Annotated in this window: 22 protein-coding genes; 16 read left to right on the forward strand and 6 right to left on the reverse strand. The window is 32.6% G+C overall.

Features of this window, described 5'->3' with window-relative positions; translation table 11 throughout:
- Positions 1 to 127: 127 nt before the first annotated feature.
- The 7 genes from EV145_RS01005 (at position 128) to EV145_RS01035 (ending at position 5,873) form a co-directional block, all read left to right on the forward strand.
- The gene (locus EV145_RS01005) at positions 128 to 805 is read left to right on the forward strand and encodes a glycerophosphodiester phosphodiesterase (protein WP_133523383.1); all 678 of its coding nucleotides are present in this window, start codon (positions 128 to 130) and stop codon (positions 803 to 805) included.
- A gap of 146 nt (positions 806 to 951) precedes the next feature.
- On the forward strand, positions 952 to 2,160 hold the full coding sequence (locus EV145_RS01010; RefSeq protein WP_133523384.1) for an NAD(P)/FAD-dependent oxidoreductase: 1,209 nt from the start codon (positions 952 to 954) through the stop codon (positions 2,158 to 2,160).
- 4 nt (positions 2,161 to 2,164) lie between these two features.
- Positions 2,165 to 2,812, forward strand: a complete 648-nt coding sequence (locus EV145_RS01015) for an HAD family hydrolase (RefSeq protein WP_133523385.1) — start codon at positions 2,165 to 2,167, stop codon at positions 2,810 to 2,812.
- A 110-nt stretch (positions 2,813 to 2,922) separates the two neighbouring features.
- Positions 2,923 to 3,639 carry a hypothetical protein gene (locus EV145_RS01020; RefSeq protein WP_133523386.1) on the forward strand — a complete coding sequence of 239 codons (717 nt, stop codon included), beginning with the start codon at positions 2,923 to 2,925 and terminating at the stop codon, positions 3,637 to 3,639.
- Positions 3,640 to 3,650: 11 nt separating this feature from the next.
- Positions 3,651 to 4,403 carry a hypothetical protein gene (locus EV145_RS01025; RefSeq protein WP_133523387.1) on the forward strand — a complete coding sequence of 251 codons (753 nt, stop codon included), beginning with the start codon at positions 3,651 to 3,653 and terminating at the stop codon, positions 4,401 to 4,403.
- A 6-nt stretch (positions 4,404 to 4,409) separates the two neighbouring features.
- The gene (locus EV145_RS01030; RefSeq protein ID WP_133523388.1) at positions 4,410 to 5,132 is read left to right on the forward strand and encodes a hypothetical protein; all 723 of its coding nucleotides are present in this window, start codon (positions 4,410 to 4,412) and stop codon (positions 5,130 to 5,132) included.
- Positions 5,133 to 5,138: 6 nt separating this feature from the next.
- Positions 5,139 to 5,873, forward strand: a complete 735-nt coding sequence (locus EV145_RS01035; RefSeq protein ID WP_133523389.1) for a hypothetical protein — start codon at positions 5,139 to 5,141, stop codon at positions 5,871 to 5,873.
- On the opposite strand, the gene EV145_RS01040 is transcribed toward EV145_RS01035, so the two are convergent.
- Both EV145_RS01040 and EV145_RS01045 read right to left on the reverse strand, forming a co-directional pair.
- A complete protein-coding gene (locus EV145_RS01040; RefSeq protein WP_133523390.1) occupies positions 5,857 to 6,846 on the reverse strand; it encodes a tetratricopeptide repeat protein in 990 nt (329 codons plus the stop codon). The two genes, EV145_RS01035 and EV145_RS01040, sit on opposite strands and share 17 nt — an antisense overlap.
- Before the next feature lie 72 nt (positions 6,847 to 6,918).
- Positions 6,919 to 7,395 carry a TspO/MBR family protein gene (locus EV145_RS01045; RefSeq protein WP_133523391.1) on the reverse strand — a complete coding sequence of 159 codons (477 nt, stop codon included), beginning with the start codon at positions 7,393 to 7,395 and terminating at the stop codon, positions 6,919 to 6,921.
- A gap of 150 nt (positions 7,396 to 7,545) precedes the next feature.
- On the opposite strand from EV145_RS01045, the gene EV145_RS01050 reads away from it, so the two are divergent.
- The 5 genes from EV145_RS01050 to EV145_RS01070 all read left to right on the forward strand — a co-directional run bounded on the left by EV145_RS01050 (position 7,546) and on the right by EV145_RS01070 (position 12,586).
- Complete coding sequence (locus EV145_RS01050; protein WP_133523392.1) at positions 7,546 to 8,649, forward strand: diphosphomevalonate/mevalonate 3,5-bisphosphate decarboxylase family protein; 1,104 nt, start codon at positions 7,546 to 7,548, stop codon at positions 8,647 to 8,649.
- 48 nt (positions 8,650 to 8,697) lie between these two features.
- Positions 8,698 to 9,636: a mevalonate kinase gene (locus tag EV145_RS01055; protein WP_133523393.1), complete on the forward strand. Its 939-nt coding sequence runs from the start codon at positions 8,698 to 8,700 to the stop codon at positions 9,634 to 9,636.
- Positions 9,637 to 9,711: 75 nt separating this feature from the next.
- Positions 9,712 to 10,302: a DUF502 domain-containing protein gene (locus EV145_RS01060; protein WP_133523394.1), complete on the forward strand. Its 591-nt coding sequence runs from the start codon at positions 9,712 to 9,714 to the stop codon at positions 10,300 to 10,302.
- Between the two features lie 62 nt (positions 10,303 to 10,364).
- Positions 10,365 to 11,321 carry a geranylgeranylglycerol-phosphate geranylgeranyltransferase gene (locus EV145_RS01065; RefSeq protein WP_133523395.1) on the forward strand — a complete coding sequence of 319 codons (957 nt, stop codon included), beginning with the start codon at positions 10,365 to 10,367 and terminating at the stop codon, positions 11,319 to 11,321.
- Between the two features lie 356 nt (positions 11,322 to 11,677).
- Positions 11,678 to 12,586 carry a pseudouridine synthase gene (locus EV145_RS01070; protein WP_133523396.1) on the forward strand — a complete coding sequence of 303 codons (909 nt, stop codon included), beginning with the start codon at positions 11,678 to 11,680 and terminating at the stop codon, positions 12,584 to 12,586.
- Between the two features lie 60 nt (positions 12,587 to 12,646).
- Here EV145_RS01070 and EV145_RS01075 read toward each other — a convergent pair whose 3' ends face one another.
- Positions 12,647 to 13,249: a DUF937 domain-containing protein gene (locus tag EV145_RS01075; protein WP_133523397.1), complete on the reverse strand. Its 603-nt coding sequence runs from the start codon at positions 13,247 to 13,249 to the stop codon at positions 12,647 to 12,649.
- Positions 13,250 to 13,531: 282 nt separating this feature from the next.
- Positions 13,532 to 14,032: a DUF456 domain-containing protein gene (locus EV145_RS01080; protein ID WP_133523398.1), complete on the reverse strand. Its 501-nt coding sequence runs from the start codon at positions 14,030 to 14,032 to the stop codon at positions 13,532 to 13,534.
- Between the two features lie 45 nt (positions 14,033 to 14,077).
- On the opposite strand from EV145_RS01080, the gene EV145_RS01085 reads away from it, so the two are divergent.
- On the forward strand, positions 14,078 to 14,461 hold the full coding sequence (locus EV145_RS01085; protein WP_133523399.1) for a hypothetical protein: 384 nt from the start codon (positions 14,078 to 14,080) through the stop codon (positions 14,459 to 14,461).
- 48 nt (positions 14,462 to 14,509) lie between these two features.
- Complete coding sequence (locus tag EV145_RS01090) at positions 14,510 to 14,995, forward strand: hypothetical protein (protein ID WP_133523400.1); 486 nt, start codon at positions 14,510 to 14,512, stop codon at positions 14,993 to 14,995.
- 29 nt (positions 14,996 to 15,024) lie between these two features.
- Here EV145_RS01090 and EV145_RS01095 read toward each other — a convergent pair whose 3' ends face one another.
- Positions 15,025 to 16,128: a glycosyltransferase family 2 protein gene (locus tag EV145_RS01095; RefSeq protein ID WP_133523401.1), complete on the reverse strand. Its 1,104-nt coding sequence runs from the start codon at positions 16,126 to 16,128 to the stop codon at positions 15,025 to 15,027.
- A complete protein-coding gene (locus tag EV145_RS01100; RefSeq protein ID WP_133523402.1) occupies positions 16,125 to 17,069 on the reverse strand; it encodes a lysylphosphatidylglycerol synthase domain-containing protein in 945 nt (314 codons plus the stop codon). Before EV145_RS01100 ends, EV145_RS01095 begins: the two co-directional genes overlap by 4 nt.
- A 109-nt stretch (positions 17,070 to 17,178) precedes the next feature.
- Between EV145_RS01100 and ruvC the strand changes: the two genes are divergently transcribed.
- Together ruvC and hemW are read left to right on the forward strand one after the other, a co-directional pair.
- Positions 17,179 to 17,733: a crossover junction endodeoxyribonuclease RuvC gene (gene ruvC, locus EV145_RS01105; protein WP_026982724.1), complete on the forward strand. Its 555-nt coding sequence runs from the start codon at positions 17,179 to 17,181 to the stop codon at positions 17,731 to 17,733.
- Positions 17,734 to 17,853: 120 nt separating this feature from the next.
- The gene (hemW, locus tag EV145_RS01110) at positions 17,854 to 18,990 is read left to right on the forward strand and encodes a radical SAM family heme chaperone HemW (protein ID WP_133523403.1); all 1,137 of its coding nucleotides are present in this window, start codon (positions 17,854 to 17,856) and stop codon (positions 18,988 to 18,990) included.
- Positions 18,991 to 19,012: the final 22 nt, after the last annotated feature.

Consider the following 19,012-nt stretch of genomic DNA (forward strand, 5'->3'; position numbering starts at 1 on the left):
TGGAAATTTGTGAAATTCGTGGCAAACAAATCTGGATTATTATTGTTTTCTGTAGCAAACTTTTTTAATAAATCCTTAGCGCACTTTGCGCAAAACTTTTCGACCTTTGCGGTTAAACTCTCTAGACATGCTAAAAATAGCACATCGCGGTGCGAAAGGATACGAACCCGAGAATACTTTACAAGCCTTCCAAAAAGCATTAGACTTAAATGCTGACGGAATCGAACTCGACGTTCACCTAAGTGCTGACGGACATATAATTGTCATTCACGACGAAACCATTGACAAAATGACCAACGGGAAAGGTTTTGTAAATACCCTATCTTTGCAGGAATTAAAGTCGTTTTTGGTTGCTGATAAGCATGAAATTCCAACTTTAAATGAAGTTTTTGATTTGGTAGACAAAAAATGCCTGATCAATATCGAATTGAAAAGTAAAGACGCACTGCAGTGCGTCTCTACATTAATTGAAAAATATGTTTCAGAGAAAAATTGGAAATACGAGCATTTTATTGTCTCGAGTTTTGATTGGAGTGCTTTAAAAGATGTTCATGATTTAAATCAAAATATCCCGATTGGCGTATTAACCGAAACGGATCTGAATTTAGCTTTGGCTTTCGCCGAAACAATAAAAGCAAAGGCCATTCATCCTTATTATCATTTACTGAATGAGGAAAACACTAAGGAAATTCAGGAAAAAGGATTTCTGGTTTTACCCTGGACAGTAAATATCGAGGAAGACATTCAAAAAATAAAAAGTTTTAAAGTTGACGGAATAATCTCTGATTTTCCAGATAAAATATAAAAGATATAGTCACAGATTTCACAGATTAACACAGATTTTCAATCATTTAAATCTGTGAAATCTGTGGCAAAAAATTACAAAAGTCAAAAGAAAAATTGGTGCAAATTCGTGGAATTCGTGGCAAAAAAAATGGCAACCCAAAAAATATGACTCAAAATTTCGACATCCTAATTGTTGGCGGCGGTGCTGCAGGTTTTTTTACGGCGATTAATATTGCAGAGAAAAATCCGAAACTGAAAATTGCCATTTTAGAAAGAGGAAAAGAAGTCCTTTCTAAAGTCCGCGTTTCCGGAGGCGGAAGATGCAACGTAACACACGCGTGTTTTGAACCGAATGAATTGGTTAAATTTTACCCGCGTGGCGAAAAAGAACTTCGCGGTCCTTTTCATCAATTTTGTTCAGGAGATACCATTGAATGGTTCGAAAAACATGGTGTGGAATTAAAAATTGAGGACGACGGAAGAATGTTCCCCGTTTCTAATTCTTCTCAAACCATAATCGATTGCTTCTTAAAAGCAACCGAAAAATTAGGCATAAAAGTATTGACGGGTCAAAGTGTACAATCGATTTACAAAGCAGAAAATCATTGGAAAATCGACACACAAAACGATAAATTTATTGCTGAAAAATTAGTTCTAGCGACCGGAAGTAATCCTAAAATTTGGGAAATGCTCCAAGAGAAAGGACATGCAATTATCAGCCCAGTCCCTTCCCTATTTACTTTCAACATCAAAGATCCGAGAATTAAAGAATTACCAGGCGTTGCGGCACAAGTTACCGTAAACGTAAAAGATACCAAACTAGAATCAACCGGACCTTTACTAATCACGCATTGGGGAATGAGTGGTCCAGCGATTCTAAAACTTTCTGCTTGGGGCGCCCGCATTTTATTCGACAAAAATTATCAGTTTACGATTTTCGTAAATTGGTTAAATGATGTTGATACGGAAGATGCAGAGAAAATGCTAAAAGACTTAAAACAGGAACACGCTAAAAAAGCCGTTTCAAAAAAATCTCCTTTCGACTTCCCTAATCGTTTATGGGAAAGTTTGGTTTTGGCTTCTGAAATTGACGCGGAAACAAAATGGGCTGATTTATCTAAAATACAATTACAGTATTTAGCTTCTCAACTCACAAAAGCAAAATTTCAGGTCAACGGAAAAAGCACTTTTAAAGAAGAATTCGTTACTGCCGGCGGAATTGATTTAAAAGAAATCAACTTTAAAACTATGGAAAGCAAATTGCATCAAAATCTTTATTTTGCAGGCGAAATTGTAAATATTGATGCTATAACAGGAGGCTTTAATTTTCAGAATGCCTGGACAAGCGGGTTTATTTTAGCCAATAATATTTAATAGAATGAAATATAAAGGAATTATTTTTGATTTAGACGGAACCTTAGTCAACTCATTAGAAGACATTTCAGATGCCATGAATAATGTTCTTACCAATCTAAATTACCCAACACATACTTACGATGCTTATCAATATTTTATTGGAAGCGGGTTACGAAATTTAGTAAGCAAAGCTTTGCCGGCATCAAACAATTCGGAAAATGAAATCGAAGTTTGTCTCGAAAATATGATTGCAAAATATCGCGAAATTTGTACGCTTAAAACAAAACCTTACGCAGGAATTGTTGAATTGCTGGATGATTTAGTTTCACGCGATATTAAATTAGCGGTTTTCTCAAATAAAGCAGATGAACTAACGAAAAAGATAGCATCCGAAATATTTCCGGATTATTTTAACACCGCCGTTGGTTTAAGTACTGAAGCGCTTAAAAAACCAAATCCGTTTGAAGCAATTGAAATAAGCAAAAACTGGAATTTAAAAACGGAAGAAATCATTTTTATAGGCGACTCCGATATTGATATGCTGACGGCAACAAATGCCAATATGTTTCCGCTTGGGGTTTCATGGGGTTATAGAACAGAAGAAGAACTGATTGCAAGTGGTGCCAAATTGGTAATCAATACGCCTTCAGATTTAATTGAAATATTGTAAGAAGTCTGCGACTGAAAACTCCAAAAAACCGAATTAACAAGAATTTACAGATTCTGTAAGTTTTCATTAAGACTATTCTAATAATTTTACTCTCAACTAACTAATCCTATATGAGAGTAAAATTACTTACCACAATTTCTATTTTCACTTATCAACTTAGCATTTCTCAAACCGAAAAGCTATTGAACGGAAAAGTCCTTTCGCAAAACGCTTCACTACCAAATGTTGAAGTAATTAATAAAACTGCGAAGACCAGTACGAGAACAAATGAATTGGGAGAATTTTCTATTCTAGTTCGTCCAAAAGACAGTTTGATTTTCTTCTCTAAAGATTATTTTTTCAAAAGATTAAAAGTTTCTACCCAAATTATAGAGCAAAATAATATTGTTGTGAATATGATTTTGAAACCTGAAGAACTGGATGAAATTATCATTAAAAACATAAAATTTCCACATGTTGGCCCTGCTGACGAAAATTCAATTATAGTTCCAAAACCTCCCTTATCTACTGGCGTTTATGACGGAACGATCACAAACGGCGCTGACTTACTCGCTATTTTTAATTTATTTAGAAAAAAAGATAAAAGGCCTAAATATAAATTTCAAGAATTAGACTTCAAAAAATTAGCAGAAGCGACAGTTCCGCTCGACTTCTTTACAAACGACTTAAAATTAAATCCTGAAGAAAAAGATTTATTTCTGCAATTCTGCGATGCCGATCCTAAGGCCGAAATCCTCGTAAAACAGAAAAATCTGCTTTATACTATGGACTTTTTACACACAAAAAATAAAGAATTTAAGCAATTAAATTCTCAGATAAAAAACTAAAAGTTCATTAAATGAAAGTAAAATTACTTACCACAATTTCTTTTTTGACTTATCAGCTCAGTATTTCTCAAACGGAAAAAGTTTTAAACGGAAAAGTAATTTCCAACAGCTTAATTCTCAAAGGTATTGAAGTCATTAACAAAACTGCTCACACTAGTACAACAACAAATACTTTGGGCGAATTTTCGATTTCTGTGAAATTACAGGATAGCTTGTTGTTTTTCTCCAAAGATTATTTATTTACAAGATTAAAAATTACGGCAAAAGAAATCGAAAGCAACAATCTTATTGTTAATATGATCCCGAAAGCGGAAGAATTGAATGAAGTAGTGATTTTAGACAGGAGAACTACCTCAATTAAACTGAGTGAAGAAGAAATGTTGCAAATTAAACTAAATTCCCACAAACCGAAACCAGGATTAAAAATAGAAGGTTATCACGAATTTAAGGCAGACCCCTATAGTCCTGATTTTGTCTATCTTGGAAAGCAAATTTATTACCTATTAAAAAGTAAGGAAGAAAAACCTAAACCAAAAATCAAAGAAATAGAATTTATTCAACTAATTAGAAACACTATAAATCCCGATTTTTTTGGCAAAGATTTAAAACTGAAGTCAGAAGAAAAAGAATTGTTTCTACAGTTTTGCGATGCTGATCCTCAGTCTAAAATAATTTCAGAAAATCCTAATATTCTTTCTGTAACGGATTTTTTATATACTAAAAATGAAGAATTTAGAAAGCTGAAAACCGAAATTAAAAACTAAAATTAAATGAAAGTAAAATTACTTACCACAATTTCTTTTTTGACATATCAGCTCAGTATTTCTCAAACGGAAAAAGTTTTAAACGGAAAAGTTCTTTCGCAGCATACACCACTTCATAAAGTAGAAGTAATTAATAAAACAGCTCAGACCAGCACAAGAACAAATGAGTTGGGAGAATTTTCAATTTTGGTAAAAGCACAGGACAGTCTTATTTTTTTCTATAAAGATTCTTTTTTCTCAAGGTTGAAAATTTCTCAGGAAAATATTAATCAGAATAATATAATTGTGAATAAGATTCTGAAACCTGAAGAATTGAATGAAGTTGTAATAACTAACGTCAAATTTGATAAAGTTAAGGTCGATGCTGATGCTGTTGCAGATGTATTGATTGATAAAAATGTCAAAGATTTATTCTGGAATACAGGAGTTAGTGATAATAGAATTAGAGAAGCTCTTCGAATTTCATTTCCTTTAAAAGGCAAGCATAAGAAAACAATCGAACTTGACGACGATCGTTTTAAGAAACTGGTAATTGCTTCGTGTCCACCCGATTTTTTCATCAATAATTTAAAAATAAAGCCCGAAGAAAAAGAACTTTTTATTGATTTTTGCGACTCAGATCCCAAATCGAAAATGCTTTTGGAAAATCCTAATATTCTTGCCACATTGGATTTTTTGTACGCTAAAAATGAAGAATTCAAAAAGCTGAAAACAGAAACTAAAAACTAAATTTTAATGAAAGCACAACTACTTACCACGATTTCTTTTTTCACTTATCAGCTCTCTATTTCGCAGACAGAAAAATTACTTCACGGAAAAGTCATTTCTAATAACATGCCGCTTAACAAAGTAGAAGTCATAAACAAAACCGCTAAAACAATTACGACAACAAATACTTTGGGAGAATTTTCAATTGTGGCAAGAGCAGAAGACAGTTTAATTTTTTTCGCAAAAGATTATCTATTTGCACGGTTGAAAATTACAGCAAAGGAAATGGGAACCAATAATCTTATAGTAAATATGATTCCGAAAGCGGAAGAATTAAATGAAGTTATCATTTCAAATATAACATCAAAACAGATTTTCCTAACCAAAGAAGATATAAAGGAAATCAAACTAAATTCCCATAAATCAAAAGAGGGATTAAAAATTCAAGGTTTTAATGAGGTAAAGGGAAGTCCGCTTGATATAGATTTCATTCGTTTGGGCAAGGAAGTTTACAACTTATTCAAAAAAGAAGAAGAACCAAAAAAAGAAACTGCAGCAATTAATTTTAGAAAATTAATTGCTGCCACATGCACTGAAGATTTCTTCGTCAAAGATTTAAAATTAAACCTAGAAGAAAAAGAACTTTTCCTTCAATTCTGCGATGCCGATCCAAAATCTAAAACAGTAACAGAACATCCAAACCTCTTGGCGACAATAGATTTTTTGTATGCTAAAAATGAAGAATTTAAGAAGCTGAAATAGATTTTTTTAGTTTCTTCCATTTTAAGAAAAATATAATCAAACAAATCAATAAGGCGATAGAAATAGTCGAAACACAAATCAATGCTAGAATTACATTATCATTTTTAGCCAACTGGTTTGAACTCCTAATTCTCATTTTTTGTTCTCTCCTCATAATTTGCTGCTCCTGATCACTGTTTTTTAAACATAAATCATTTATTTTTCTATAACATAAAATAAGTCTTTCATTAAGTAATTCGTTACGGAATCCGTATGTTTTTGAAAGTTCATATACTTTAGAAGCACTATCTGGGTCATAATCTTCTATTGCTGCTATATTTCCTAATTCAAAAAGCAAAACCGAAATAATTTTATCTTCAGGTTTTATAAATGAAATTCTTTCGTTTAACTGATAATATAAAGCATCTTTTAATTTCGACAGTTCTTCATCTCCCAAATTAGTTTTCGGAATAATTTCCGAACCAAAATTAGTATTAATGAAAAAATCGCCTGTTGGATTTTGCTTTTTATGAATTTTCGCTTCCAAAATTTTAAGGTGCAGCCACTCAGATCCTTCATGCGATTCTGGATTAATTTTGATCGCTTTCTTAATCCATTCATATGCTTTTTCATTTTCTCCCATCAATTCATAAAGAGTCCCTAGATTTGATGCAGTAGAATATCTGTTTGGTTTTATTTTTTCAATGTTCAGATATAAGGCTAAAGCTTCTTTATATTTTCCCTGAATAATTAAAACATAACCTTTATCAGACAAATAATCTATATCATTTGTCTTCACATATCCTTCTTCAAGATCCAAAATTAAAGTATTAAAATCTTTAATTTTAAATTGATGCCCTGTTGGAACATATTGATGTGTTCGATCCCGATAAATTTCAACTTTATTCTTCAACGTTTTAATTTCCCAATTCAAACAGGCAGAACTTTTAAAGGAAATAAAAACCAGCATAATGAAAACTTGAAATCTATTCATAGCATAAAACGTATTGATTAAACTTGAAACCTGAAACTTGAAACCTGAAACAAAAAAACTTGAAACAAAATTTTACCTATTCAACCACAAAATACTCGCATTCAAAACTGTAGCAAAAGCAACCCAAACTAAATACGGAATCAATAAATAACCTGCGGTTTTATTGATTTTCACAAACTTCAAATACGTCTCATAAATAAACAGCCATAAAAGAACGATTTCAACTAAAGCCAACATTGTATTTTTTAATCCGAAGAATAAATAGGACCAAATGGCATTCAGCGTTAACTGAATTATAAAAAATAGAAGTGCTTTTTTTACCTCTTCATTTTGTTCTTTGATTTTATCCCAAACTAATCCTGCAGCAACAGCCATAAAAATGTAAAGAATTGTCCAGACGGGCATGAAAATCCAGTTCGGCGGATTAAAAAATGGTTTTTCAAGTGTTGGATACCAGCTTTCGACACTTGGTCGGGTTACCGTACTTGCAGAATATCCTACTGCTAAACAAACCAATAAAGCTATTGCAATTTTTATGTATTTATTCATTTTATTAAATTTTGAATCAAAAATAGTCAAAAGAAAAGTTTAAACCATATAAGTTATATAAGTTCATTCTAGTAAAGCCTGCTTATAATTTCTTATATAACTTATATGGTGAAAAAATTTAAAAACTATCTTTGCCAAAATTTATAATTCATGTTTACAGCAGCTGATTTTATTCCAAACACATACACTTCAACAGTCGAAAACGGAAACTTTGAATGGAGCGCTCCCAGCAATATTGCATTAGTAAAATATTGGGGGAAAAAAGACAATCAGATTCCAGCAAATCCTTCGGTTAGTTTTACTTTGAATAATTGCAAAACGATTACGAAATTGGGTTTTGAAAAAAGAGACACTTCGACTTCGTTCAACATGACAGATAAAAGCTTTTCTTTTGATTTGCTTTTTGAAGGAAAACCAAAAGAAGATTTCAAACCAAAAATTCAGAAGTTTTTGGAAAGAGTTGAAGTTTATCTTCCGTTTTTAAAAGACTATCATTTTACGATTGATACTCAGAATACATTTCCGCACAGTTCAGGAATTGCTTCTTCTGCTTCTGGAATGGCGGCGCTGGCGATGAATTTTATGAGTTTAGAACGATTGCTAAATCCAGAAATGACAGATGATTATTTCTATCAAAAAGCATCTTTTCTTGCTCGTTTAGGTTCAGGAAGTGCGTGTAGAAGTGTAAAAGGAAATGTTGTGGTTTGGGGAAATCAGGCAAATATTGAAGGAAGTACAGATTTATTTGGAGTTGAATTTCCGTATGCAATTCATGAAAATTTCAAGAATTATCAAGATACAATCTTATTAGTTGATAAAGGTGAAAAGCAAGTTTCAAGCACGGTTGGTCACGATTTAATGCACAATCATCCGTATGCTGAAAGACGTTTCGCTCAAGCACACGAAAATCTGGATAAACTAATTTCCATTTTTGAAAACGGAAATTTAGACGAATTTATCAAGGTGGTTGAAAGCGAAGCGTTGACTTTACACGCCATGATGATGACTTCGATGCCCTATTTTATTTTAATGAAACCAAATACATTGCAGATCATAAATGCAATTTGGAAATTTAGAAATGAAACTCAGATTCCGGTTTGTTTTACCCTTGATGCAGGAGCAAATGTGCATGTGCTTTATCCCGAAAACGTTAGCGAAAAAGTATTACAATTTATTAAGGACGAATTAGTTGTATTTTGTCAGAATGGTCAGTACATTTGTGACCAAATTGGAGAAGGATCAATTGCATTATAATTTTCCGTATCTTTAATTAAAATTTGATTTTTAGACTTTAAATACATTATGAAAGGACCCTTATTTTACTCAAAAATATTACTCTTTGGAGAATACGGAATCATCCGCGACTCTAAAGGACTTTCTATTCCTTATAATTTTTACAATGGCGCTTTAAAAAAGTCTGAAGAACCTTCGGCTGAAGCTATTGCATCAAACAAAAGTTTACAAAGCTTTGCCTCTTACCTTGCAGTTTTACAAGTTCAGCAACCAGATTTGGTTACGTTTGATTTAGAAACCTTAAAAACGGATGTTGAAACCGGAATGTATTTTGATTCTAGTATTCCGCAAGGATACGGAGTTGGAAGCAGCGGTGCGCTTGTAGCGGCTATTTATGACAAATATGCTAACAATAAAATTACTGTTTTAGAGAATTTAACACGCGAAAAACTATTACAGCTTAAAAATATATTTTCTCAAATGGAAAGTTTTTTCCACGGAAAAAGCTCTGGTTTAGACCCTCTAAACAGCTATTTGAGTATTCCGATTTTGATTAATTCTAAAGATAATATTGAAGCAACCGGAATTCCCACTCAGAGTTTTGACGGAAAAGGCGCTGTATTTTTATTGGATTCTGGAATTGTTGGTGAAACGGCTCCAATGGTCAATATTTTTATGGAAAACCTAAAAGACAAGGGTTTCCGTACGATGCTTAAAAATCAATTTGTTAAATATACTGACGCTTGTGTAGAAAACTTTTTACATGGCGACATGAAATCTCTGTTCACAAATACTAAAAAGCTTTCTAAAGTTGTTCTAAACAATTTCAAACCTATGATTCCCGAGCAATTTCACGGAATCTGGCAACACGGAATTGATACTAACGATTACTACCTGAAACTTTGCGGTTCTGGCGGTGGTGGCTATATTCTTGGTTTTACTGAAGATTTAGAACGTGCAAAAGCTTCATTGAAAGATTACAAACTAGAAGTAGTTTATCAATTCTAAGTTTCAATCTCTTAAAAAACTTACTGCTATTTGAATACATTTTCTTAAAATCTTAATCCTAAAAAATTATTGCCTATGAAAAGTATTTTAAAAATCATCAAAGCAACTTTTTTAGGAGGAGTTCTCTTTTTAGCACCCTTAATTTTATTATTGGTACTTCTGGAGAAAGGATTTAGCATCATTCAAAAAATTACAAAACCAATTGTTCATCAATTTCCCGAAGTCAAAGTTTTAGGATTGGCAGTTGAAGAAATTGTTGCCATCTTTATTATTGCTTTTATTTGTTTTACGGCAGGTTTAATTGCCAAGACTGGTGGCGCACAAAGATTAATACGAAAATTGGAAGACGGAATATTAAGCTTTGTTCCTGGATATTCTTTCATGAAAAACATGAACGAAAGTATGTTGGGTTTTGAATCAAATCAGGATTTAAAAGTAATTCTTGTTCCTACAGATGCTGGTATACAATTTGCCTTTATGGTCGAAGAAATAAACGAAAATAAATTTGCTGTTTTTATTCCTGATGCTCCAAATCCGTGGAGTGGCTCTGTAGTTCTTGTAGAAAAAAAGGACATTACAGAAGTTGATATTACACAAAAACAAGCTTTGGCCTGCATCCGAAAATTAGGCTACGGATCTGGTGAATTGTTAAAAAACAAACTCTAAACTTTCAGAATCAAAAAATATCTTTTAACTTCCCAAATCTAATCCATCATACTTTATAATTTATGTTAAGCAGACAGCACAAACTTGTAGTAATGAAAATTGTCAGTTTGTTTTCTGTGGTACGCGGTTACAATATCCCTATTATTGTTTTAGCACAATATTTATCGGCGATTTTTATTTTGGCTCCAGAAAAAAGAGCGCTTGATATTCTGCTGGATTTTTATTTATTTCTTATTGTTTTTGCTTCGGCTATAACAATTGCTTCGGGTTATATTATCAATAATTTTTACGATAGCCAAAAGGATTTGATCAATAGGCCAAACAAATCAATGCTGGATCGTCTGGTAAGCCAAAAAACCAAACTGACGGTTTACTTCAGTCTCAATTTCTTAGCGGTTTTAATGGCTTCTATTGTTTCATGGCGCGCTTTCTTATTCTTTTCGGGATATATTTTCCTGATTTGGTTTTACTCTCATAAAATCAAAAAATACCCAATTATTGGTAATCTAATGGCGGCTTTTATGGCTGTAATTCCGTTTTTTGCCATATTACTGTATTTCTACAATAAGATTTCGTTTGAAGAAATTGAAGATCATATGAGTCATTTTATGGTCATTTCGGCGCATGCAATATTTTTGTTTTTATTGCTTTTGATTCGGGAAATGATAAAAGATTTGGAAAACCTAAAAGGCGATTTGGCCAATGATTATCGCACAATACCTATTATCTATGGCGAAAAAGTCTCGAAACAGGTTATTACTATTTTGACTTTTTTAACCATAATTCCGGTTTATATTTTGGTAAATATTTATGATGTTGGCTATATGGACATTTACTTTTATGTCTGTTTTGGGGTATTGCTTTTTTTCCTGATTTTTCTTTGGAGATCAAATTCGAAAGAGCAGTTTTTAATGCTTCACAATGTTTTAAAATTTTTGATCGTTTCTGGCGTTTTCTGCATTGTTTTAATTAATCCCAGTGTTTTATGGCACGGGCGCGAATTGATTTCTAAATATTAAAAAAAGTTGTTTCACGCAGATTTGGCAGATTGAGCAGATTTTTTCTTTGTGCATCTCTGTTAAACTTTATGTAATAGCCCAAATGTTTAAAAGAAGCCAATTGTTTGAATTCTAGCCCCGATTACTTCACTTAACCTTTATTTTCATAGGAGTTCAGTGAACTTCGTTTAAAGTGAAAATCCTTTTATGGCGGGGTTCGCCATAAAAGATTGAAACGGAAAGCGGGAATTACTGCCTGAAAAAAAGCCAATTGCGGTGCTTCAAAATCCATTTATTTTTTTTGCTATTAATCTAAGAACAATGAACTTAAGTTTATTTGGTCAGAAAAAACTATCTTTGCACAAATTACAGAATTTATGAACAATAAGGAAGGCAATAATAAAAGAGGCGGATCGAGACCAAACAGCTCAAGATCAAACTCAAGCAAGCCAAAACCTCCTATGGCTAAGCGCGCTCAAGGGCCGAAAAAAGTGAAGCCTGAAGTTAAAGCGGCTCAGGAAGCAGCGGAGCAAAAAATTAAGAAACAAAATCAGGCGCCAAAGAGACAAAAGGCTTCAGATGAAATTCGTCTGAATAAATACATTTCAAATTCTGGAGTGTGCTCGCGTCGTGATGCTGATATATATATTCAGTCTGGAAACGTAAAAGTAAATGGCGTTCCAGTTACTGAAATGGGTTATTTAGTAAAACTGAATGATGTTGTAAACTTTGATGGTGTTACCTTGACTCCTGAAAAGAAAGAATACATTTTATTAAACAAGCCTAAAAACTTTACTACTGCGCTTGATGAAGGGCAGGAATACCGTAACGTTCTAGAGCTTGTTCGCGGTTCTACTACTGCAAAAATTGCTCCGATAGGAAGAATGGACAAGAACACAACTGGATTGCTTTTGTTTACTAATGATACCGATATGATTCGCAAGTTTACTTTGCCGAGTCAGAAATCGTCTAAAATTTATCAGGTTTCTTTAGATAAGAATTTGAAATTTGAAGATTTGGAAAAAATCAGTAAAGGTCTTGTTCTTGACGGACACCGTGTGTTTGTTGAAGAAGTGAGTTATATTGAAAAAGAAGCAAAAAGTGAAGTTGGCCTTAAACTAAAATCGTCTAATGTAAAAGTAGTTCGTGCTATTTTCGAACACTTTGATTATGATGTCTTGCGTATTGACCGCGTTTCATTTGCTGGTTTAACTAAAAAGAATCTGCCTAGAGGAAACTGGCGTTTCTTGACAGACCAAGAGGTTATCAATTTGAAAAACGCATAAGTTTTTCAAATTAGATTAAATATCAATCCTGTTTTGCTTTTGTAAGACGGGATTTTTTTTTTAGAAACTGAAAAAATTATGTCCGAAAAGAGTGAAAATAGATCTTCCGATGTTTTGGTTTTTGTCTTCAACGGTTTCGTAACATGAGAATCCTAAGATGATTTTGATTCCTGGCTGAATGCTGTTTAGAATTTCTCTTTTCTGTTCTTCAAGAAGTAATTTTAAACTGTCTAATAGCTGCATATTATTTTTAAGATAAGAGACTACTAGAAGTGCAGAAAAATTTAATATTTCGCGGGCAGTTTCACTTTTGATTCCGACTTCATTTGAAATCATTTCAGAAATTCTTCCTTTTTTATTGGTAAAGATTTCTTTTAAGATGGCGTTTCCTTCGATGCGATAACAGTCGTCAACTGATAAAATTCGGCCCGCAGTAAAATCAACTTCCTGATAAAATGTCGAATCATCTTCAATTAATTTTACAACTTCTTTATAAAAGCCTAGGTCTTCGGCTTTGTTGTATAGACCCATTAAAATTGTGCCTATAGAAACATCAATTCCTTTGATTAAAAGTGCATCATTTTCAAAATAAAACTTGTTTAGCTTAGAAACAACATTAGATGAAATAAAACGTCTAAGTTCAATTTGTAGGTTTGGGGTCATACTCATAACTTATAAAATAATTATTTATAATTGTTTAAAATAATCGATAAAGTGAGGCTTTTTATCGTTTATCAGGATAAAAATATAAAATATTTTAACATTTCCAAAAAATAAGTTAAGAATATACATACCCGATTAACAGCTCATTAACAAAAACTGTCATGAAGACCAGTAAACATAACACTTTCGAAATCAAAAGAAAATGAAAATATTTTTCGAAAGATTTCAACATTTTTCAAAAACAAACAAATTGTAAGAAAAATCCTGAGTACATTTACATAATTAAAATAAAATGTTTCGATATTCCCATGTAAGATGTAAAAAAATGCCAAGAAAAATAATACAAAACATAAAATTTATAAAGCTAGAGGCCAAAAAGCCAAGCAGTGATCCCGTTGCCGCCTTTAAGGCTCTTTGATGGTTTTTTGAATCATAAATAAGTTCACCTAAAAATGCACCAACAAAAGGCCCGATAATTACCCCGAAAGGTATTGGAGCCAAAATACCAATGATTAAACCAATGTTTGTTCCCCAGACTCCGTAAGAACTTCCTCCAAATTTTTTAGTTCCTTTTGACGGAATGACATAATCAAGAATTGTAATACTAATCGTAATCAACAATGTGATGCCTAAAACCCAATAATTGTTTTCGACAGCTTTTGTGAGATACAAAAGCAGTAATCCAACCCAACAACTTGACAATCCAGGTAAAACAGGCAAAAAACTGCCTAAAACACCGATAATCATACATATAAAACCGAGCAACAACAATACTAAATCCATATTTTTTTTGTAAATTGTATTTGCAGATCCAATAAAAAATAAGCTATGTCAAAATTTTTGAAAATATTTGCATTTCACTTTCTGCTATTTTCGATTCACTCGAATTTGTATGCGCAGACTCAAAAACTTTCTATAGATGATCTACTTCTTCAGGACAGCATTTATAAAAGTAATAAGAAAAAAGTATTAAATTTTTCGCTTAAAGAATTTGATGCACTTTTTCTTGATTTTTTTAATCGCAAAGAAGATCCCGAAATTCTTTTTACTAAAACTGAGTTTTATACTTATACCGTACAGATTGCGACATTTTCAGACCGGCTTGCTTCCTTATATCCTGATCAAAAGGAAATTGCAGCTCAAAGCAAACAACAATGGCTCTCAGAAAGCTATGAAGATTATTTAGAATACAAAGGTTCGCAAAAAAAATAATCGTATTTTTATACCACAAATCACTTTATTCAACTCAACCTCAAAATCTTGAAGCAGTTTTTCATTTTTTTAATTTTTCTATTATTTAATTCTTGTCAATATTTTGAGAAGAAGGTTCCGTCTGAAAAAGAATTACTTCAAAAAGAGCTGAAAACCATTAATTGGAAAGAAGTTGACGAATATCCAAGCCTTGCAGAATGTGAAACAATTGCTGATGAAAAACAACGTCAAAAATGTTTTTTTGATGTTATGGCGCAGCTTGTACAGCAAAAATTAGATATCGACAGCTTGTCTATTTTATATCCTGAACTCGACACAATTGAAGTAAAAGTAACTGTTTTTCCGAATTCGAAAATGAAATTTGAACCGCAGTTTCCTAAAGATTCTGTTACTTATGATACAATTAAAGTTGACAGTATTCTGCATGCGCGTCTAGTTGATTTTCCTAAAGTAAGTCCTGCCATAAAACGCGGAATTCCAGTAAAAACACAGTTTATTTTGCCCGTAATTATCAAGGCAAAAAACGAAAAATAAATTCTGATCAGGAAAATTTGATTTGAAATTTATTTACTAAATCTTCTCCCTTTCCATTCATAAGAACCAAACAAACTATACAAAGCTACGGTTGAACTAAAAAAAGGATACAGTAAACTGCTCAGAAAAAGGCTTTTAATCTTCGTTTTCGATAAAAATTTATTTGTGACTGAAAGCAAAATAAAATCGATTATAAACTTAAAAAAGGCAGCCAGAACAAAAAGCGGATAAGAAACGATTCCGAAAAGAAGCAAGAAAAATCCAATTACAAAACTGAAATTTCCGAAGAAAACAATTAATCCTAAAACTTTTCCGAAAGCACTTTTATAGGAACTTGTTTTTGCCGCCCAACGCACTCTTTGATAAAATAATGCTTTCCAGTTTTCAGCTGGTTTTGTACTGACAATTGCTTCTTGGGCTTTTAAATACTGCACTTCATTTGGAAATTTTTCAATGGCTTTCTGCAGTAAAAAAACATCATCACCGCTTGCTATTTTATCGTTTCCTTCAAAACCGTTCAGACTTTCAAATAATGTTTTTTGGTACGCAAAATTGGCTCCGTTGCACATAAAACCTTTATTAAGTCCAAAACTTCCAATTGTTGCACCTTGCAAACTGGTTAAATCTAATTGCTGAAAATGATCTAAAAATGAATTATCGCATTCGTATGTAACCGCGCCCGCCAGCATTGAAACTTTATTTTCCTGAATGTAATTATCAAAAGTCAAGAGCCAACTTTCCGGAACAATACAATCGGCATCTGTTGTAATTACCCAATCAGTTTTTACGTGTTTCATCGCAGTTGTAATGGCATCTTTTTTAGGAGAATTAGAAACCCGAATAGTATCAATTATCGAAACTTGAAACTTGAAACCTGAAACCTGAAACTTTTCATTTGAAGAATCATCAACCAAAATTACTTCTAATAAATCTGTTGGATAATTTAGCTTTGAAAAACTATTTAGAAGTTTTGGAAGATTCTCTTCTTCATTTCTGAAAGGAACAATTATAGTAAAATTCGTTTGTGGCTTTTTATCTGATTTTTGATATTTTTTTACTCTGAAAAAACCATAACTAAGCAAGCTAATGCTAAATAAATAAATTGCTAATATGGAGAATAAAGCAAAAATCATTCGATGGTTTTGGTTTTAAAATTCAGCACAAAATAACTTCCTAAAACTACTGGCAAAACAACATTTAGAAACCACATGAGTGTGCTTATAAAAATTACAATCCATTCATTTACACCCAAAATTCCGAAGAAATAAATTGCCACGCTTCCTTTTACAGCAAAATCCAGAAACTGAAAAGTTGGCAAAGAAGAAGCCAGAAAATAAACTGAGGTAATTGCTGCCATTAAAGTCAAATAAGGCAAATCAACATCAAAACCTAAAAACAAAAAATAATATTGATGCGAGAAAACCAAATAGCGGCAAATTCCTAAAAAGATGTTTTTCTGATGAATGGATTTCGGAATTTCATTGATTTTATGAATCAATTTTTCAATCGAATAGCCTTTGACTTTTATTTTTTTGATTGAAAATAAAACAATCAAAATTAATATAAATCCGCCAAAAAGAATCAAAACTGTTTTTGTGGTAATAACATTAAACTGCGCATTAAAATACAGTAATCCAAAAATTCCAAAAATGATGGTTAAAATCATCTGGATTCCGTTGCAGATTAAGTTTAAGAATACTACTCTTTTTGCCTCATTTTTTGGATAGTATAATGCTTTTCCAGCGTACTCTCCTACTCCATTTGGCGTAAAAATTCCGGCTGTTAAAGCAGCTAAAACTTGTTTTGTAGATTCGTAAACCGAGATTTCGTGAATTACCTTGGCTAAATTCTGCCATTTCAAAATCTCAAAATAGCGATTCAAAATACTCAAAAGCAAGATAAACGAAACCCCTAAAACCGATTGGTTTTTTCGGAACAAAATAATGAACTTATTCCAGTCCAATTTGTCGTTGTTTGCCAGCTGATTGTAAATAAAATAAAATGCGCCGCCAACAATTAAAAGTTTGACTAGAAGAACAAGGAATTGCTTAGCTTTGTGAGGAATTGAAATCATGCCGCAAAAGTAATCAATTTGAAGATGTGGCAATGGAAATGTGTCAATTTGAAAATTAGAAAATGAGTCGATTTTCTAAACTTGAAACCTTAAACTTGAAACAAAAACTTTGACAAAAGAACGCATCATATTAGGTATTGACCCCGGAACCACCATCATGGGTTTTGGATTGATAAAAGTCATCAATAAAAAAATGGAGTTTTTGCAATTAAACGAATTGCAACTGTCCAAATACGACAATCATTACCAAAAACTAAAAATCATTTTTGAAAGAACCATCGAATTAATCGAAACGCATCATCCAGACGAAATTGCGATTGAAGCGCCTTTCTTTGGCAAAAACGTACAATCGATGCTGAAATTGGGACGCGCACAAGGCGTTGCAATGGCGGCGGGACTTTCAAGAGATATCCCGATTACAGAATACGAACCAAAAAAGATAAAAATGGCCATTACTGGAAACGGAAATGCCAGCAAAGAACAAGTTGCCAAAATGCTCCAACAGCTTTTAGGCTTGAAAGAATTACCTAAAAACCTTGATTCAACCGATGGTTTGGCGGCTGCGGTTTGTCATTTCTTTAATTCAGGAAAAATCGTGGCAGGAAAAAGCTATTCGGGCTGGGATGCCTTTGTGAAACAGAATGAGGACAAAGTGAGGAAATGAGATAATGTGCCAATTAGAAAATTAGATAATTCTTGAATTGAGATTAACTAATTATATAATTTTCAACATTCCAATATTACATTATCTAATTATCAAATTGACACATTACCTAATTAAAAAATGAGCGGTATCTACATTCATATTCCTTTTTGCAAGCAGGCTTGCCATTATTGCGACTTTCATTTTTCGACTTCTATGAGAAAGAAAGACGAAATGGTTTTGGCTTTGGCCAAAGAAATTGTTGTGCGTAAAAATGAGTTTGAAAATGAGACTGTAGAAACAATCTATTTTGGTGGCGGAACTCCTTCTGTATTATCAAACGACGAAATAAACTTTTTGATTTCAGAAGTTTATAAAAATTATAAAGTTGCCGAAAATCCAGAAATTACGCTGGAAGCCAATCCGGATGATTTGTCTTCAGAACGCATTTTTGAATTGTCTAAAAGTCCAATCAACCGCTTAAGCATCGGAATTCAGTCTTTTTATGAAGAAGATTTAAAGCTGATGAATCGCGCTCATAATTCGGCGGAAGCCAAAAAATGCTTAGAAGAAGCAATTAAATATTTTGATAATATTTCGCTTGATTTGATTTATGGCATTCCAGGATTAAGTGATGAAATGTGGAAAAAAAATATCGAAACAGCTTTGAATTTTGGTATTCCGCATATTTCGAGTTATGCTTTGACAGTGGAGCCCAAAACAGCTTTAAGCAAATTAATTCAGACTGGAAAAATTGCTGCACCGCAAGACGAAGTTGCTTCGAACCATTTTATGATTTTGGTCGAAACACTTCAAAAAAATGGTTTTATTCATTACGAATTATCCAATTTTGGGAAAGAGAATTATTTCTCCAAAAACAATTCGGCTTATTGGCTGGGCAAAAAATATATTGGAATCGGGCCTTCAGCTCACAGTTATGACGGTGAAAAAAGAGGCTGGAATATTGCCAATAATTCATTGTATTTAAAAGCAATTCAGAACGATGAGCTTCCTATCGAAACTGAAATCTTAACTATTTCAGATCGCTATAATGAATATATTATGACAGGATTACGAACGATTTGGGGCGTTTCCTTAGAAAAAATCGAGAATGAATTTGGTTTGGAATATTTGAATTATCTCAAAAAACAATCTCAAAAATTCTTAAACGACGATTTGCTTTCAATCGAAAACAATATTCTAAAACCTACTCCAAAAGGAAAATTTTTAACGGATGGAATTGCTTCAGATTTATTTTATCTAAATTTGGAAGACTAAAAATTGGACGCTGATAATCCGT

The organism is Flavobacterium sp. 245 (assembly GCF_004362055.1).
Taxonomy (GTDB): Bacteria; Bacteroidota; Bacteroidia; order Flavobacteriales; family Flavobacteriaceae; genus Flavobacterium.

Coding starts and splice junctions, on each gene's coding strand:
- EV145_RS01005 (WP_133523383.1), top strand. CDS start 128: ATGCTAAAAATAGCACATCGCGGTGCGAAAGGATACGAACCCGAGAAT.
- EV145_RS01010 (WP_133523384.1), top strand. CDS start 952: ATGACTCAAAATTTCGACATCCTAATTGTTGGCGGCGGTGCTGCAGGT.
- EV145_RS01015 (WP_133523385.1), top strand. CDS start 2,165: ATGAAATATAAAGGAATTATTTTTGATTTAGACGGAACCTTAGTCAAC.
- EV145_RS01020 (WP_133523386.1), top strand. CDS start 2,923: ATGAGAGTAAAATTACTTACCACAATTTCTATTTTCACTTATCAACTT.
- EV145_RS01025 (WP_133523387.1), top strand. CDS start 3,651: ATGAAAGTAAAATTACTTACCACAATTTCTTTTTTGACTTATCAGCTC.
- EV145_RS01030 (WP_133523388.1), top strand. CDS start 4,410: ATGAAAGTAAAATTACTTACCACAATTTCTTTTTTGACATATCAGCTC.
- EV145_RS01035 (WP_133523389.1), top strand. CDS start 5,139: ATGAAAGCACAACTACTTACCACGATTTCTTTTTTCACTTATCAGCTC.
- EV145_RS01040 (WP_133523390.1), bottom strand. CDS start 6,846: ATGAATAGATTTCAAGTTTTCATTATGCTGGTTTTTATTTCCTTTAAA.
- EV145_RS01045 (WP_133523391.1), bottom strand. CDS start 7,395: ATGAATAAATACATAAAAATTGCAATAGCTTTATTGGTTTGTTTAGCA.
- EV145_RS01050 (WP_133523392.1), top strand. CDS start 7,546: ATGTTTACAGCAGCTGATTTTATTCCAAACACATACACTTCAACAGTC.
- EV145_RS01055 (WP_133523393.1), top strand. CDS start 8,698: ATGAAAGGACCCTTATTTTACTCAAAAATATTACTCTTTGGAGAATAC.
- EV145_RS01060 (WP_133523394.1), top strand. CDS start 9,712: ATGAAAAGTATTTTAAAAATCATCAAAGCAACTTTTTTAGGAGGAGTT.
- EV145_RS01065 (WP_133523395.1), top strand. CDS start 10,365: ATGTTAAGCAGACAGCACAAACTTGTAGTAATGAAAATTGTCAGTTTG.
- EV145_RS01070 (WP_133523396.1), top strand. CDS start 11,678: ATGAACAATAAGGAAGGCAATAATAAAAGAGGCGGATCGAGACCAAAC.
- EV145_RS01075 (WP_133523397.1), bottom strand. CDS start 13,249: ATGACCCCAAACCTACAAATTGAACTTAGACGTTTTATTTCATCTAAT.
- EV145_RS01080 (WP_133523398.1), bottom strand. CDS start 14,032: ATGGATTTAGTATTGTTGTTGCTCGGTTTTATATGTATGATTATCGGT.
- EV145_RS01085 (WP_133523399.1), top strand. CDS start 14,078: ATGTCAAAATTTTTGAAAATATTTGCATTTCACTTTCTGCTATTTTCG.
- EV145_RS01095 (WP_133523401.1), bottom strand. CDS start 16,128: ATGATTTTTGCTTTATTCTCCATATTAGCAATTTATTTATTTAGCATT.
- EV145_RS01100 (WP_133523402.1), bottom strand. CDS start 17,069: ATGATTTCAATTCCTCACAAAGCTAAGCAATTCCTTGTTCTTCTAGTC.
- hemW (WP_133523403.1), top strand. CDS start 17,854: ATGAGCGGTATCTACATTCATATTCCTTTTTGCAAGCAGGCTTGCCAT.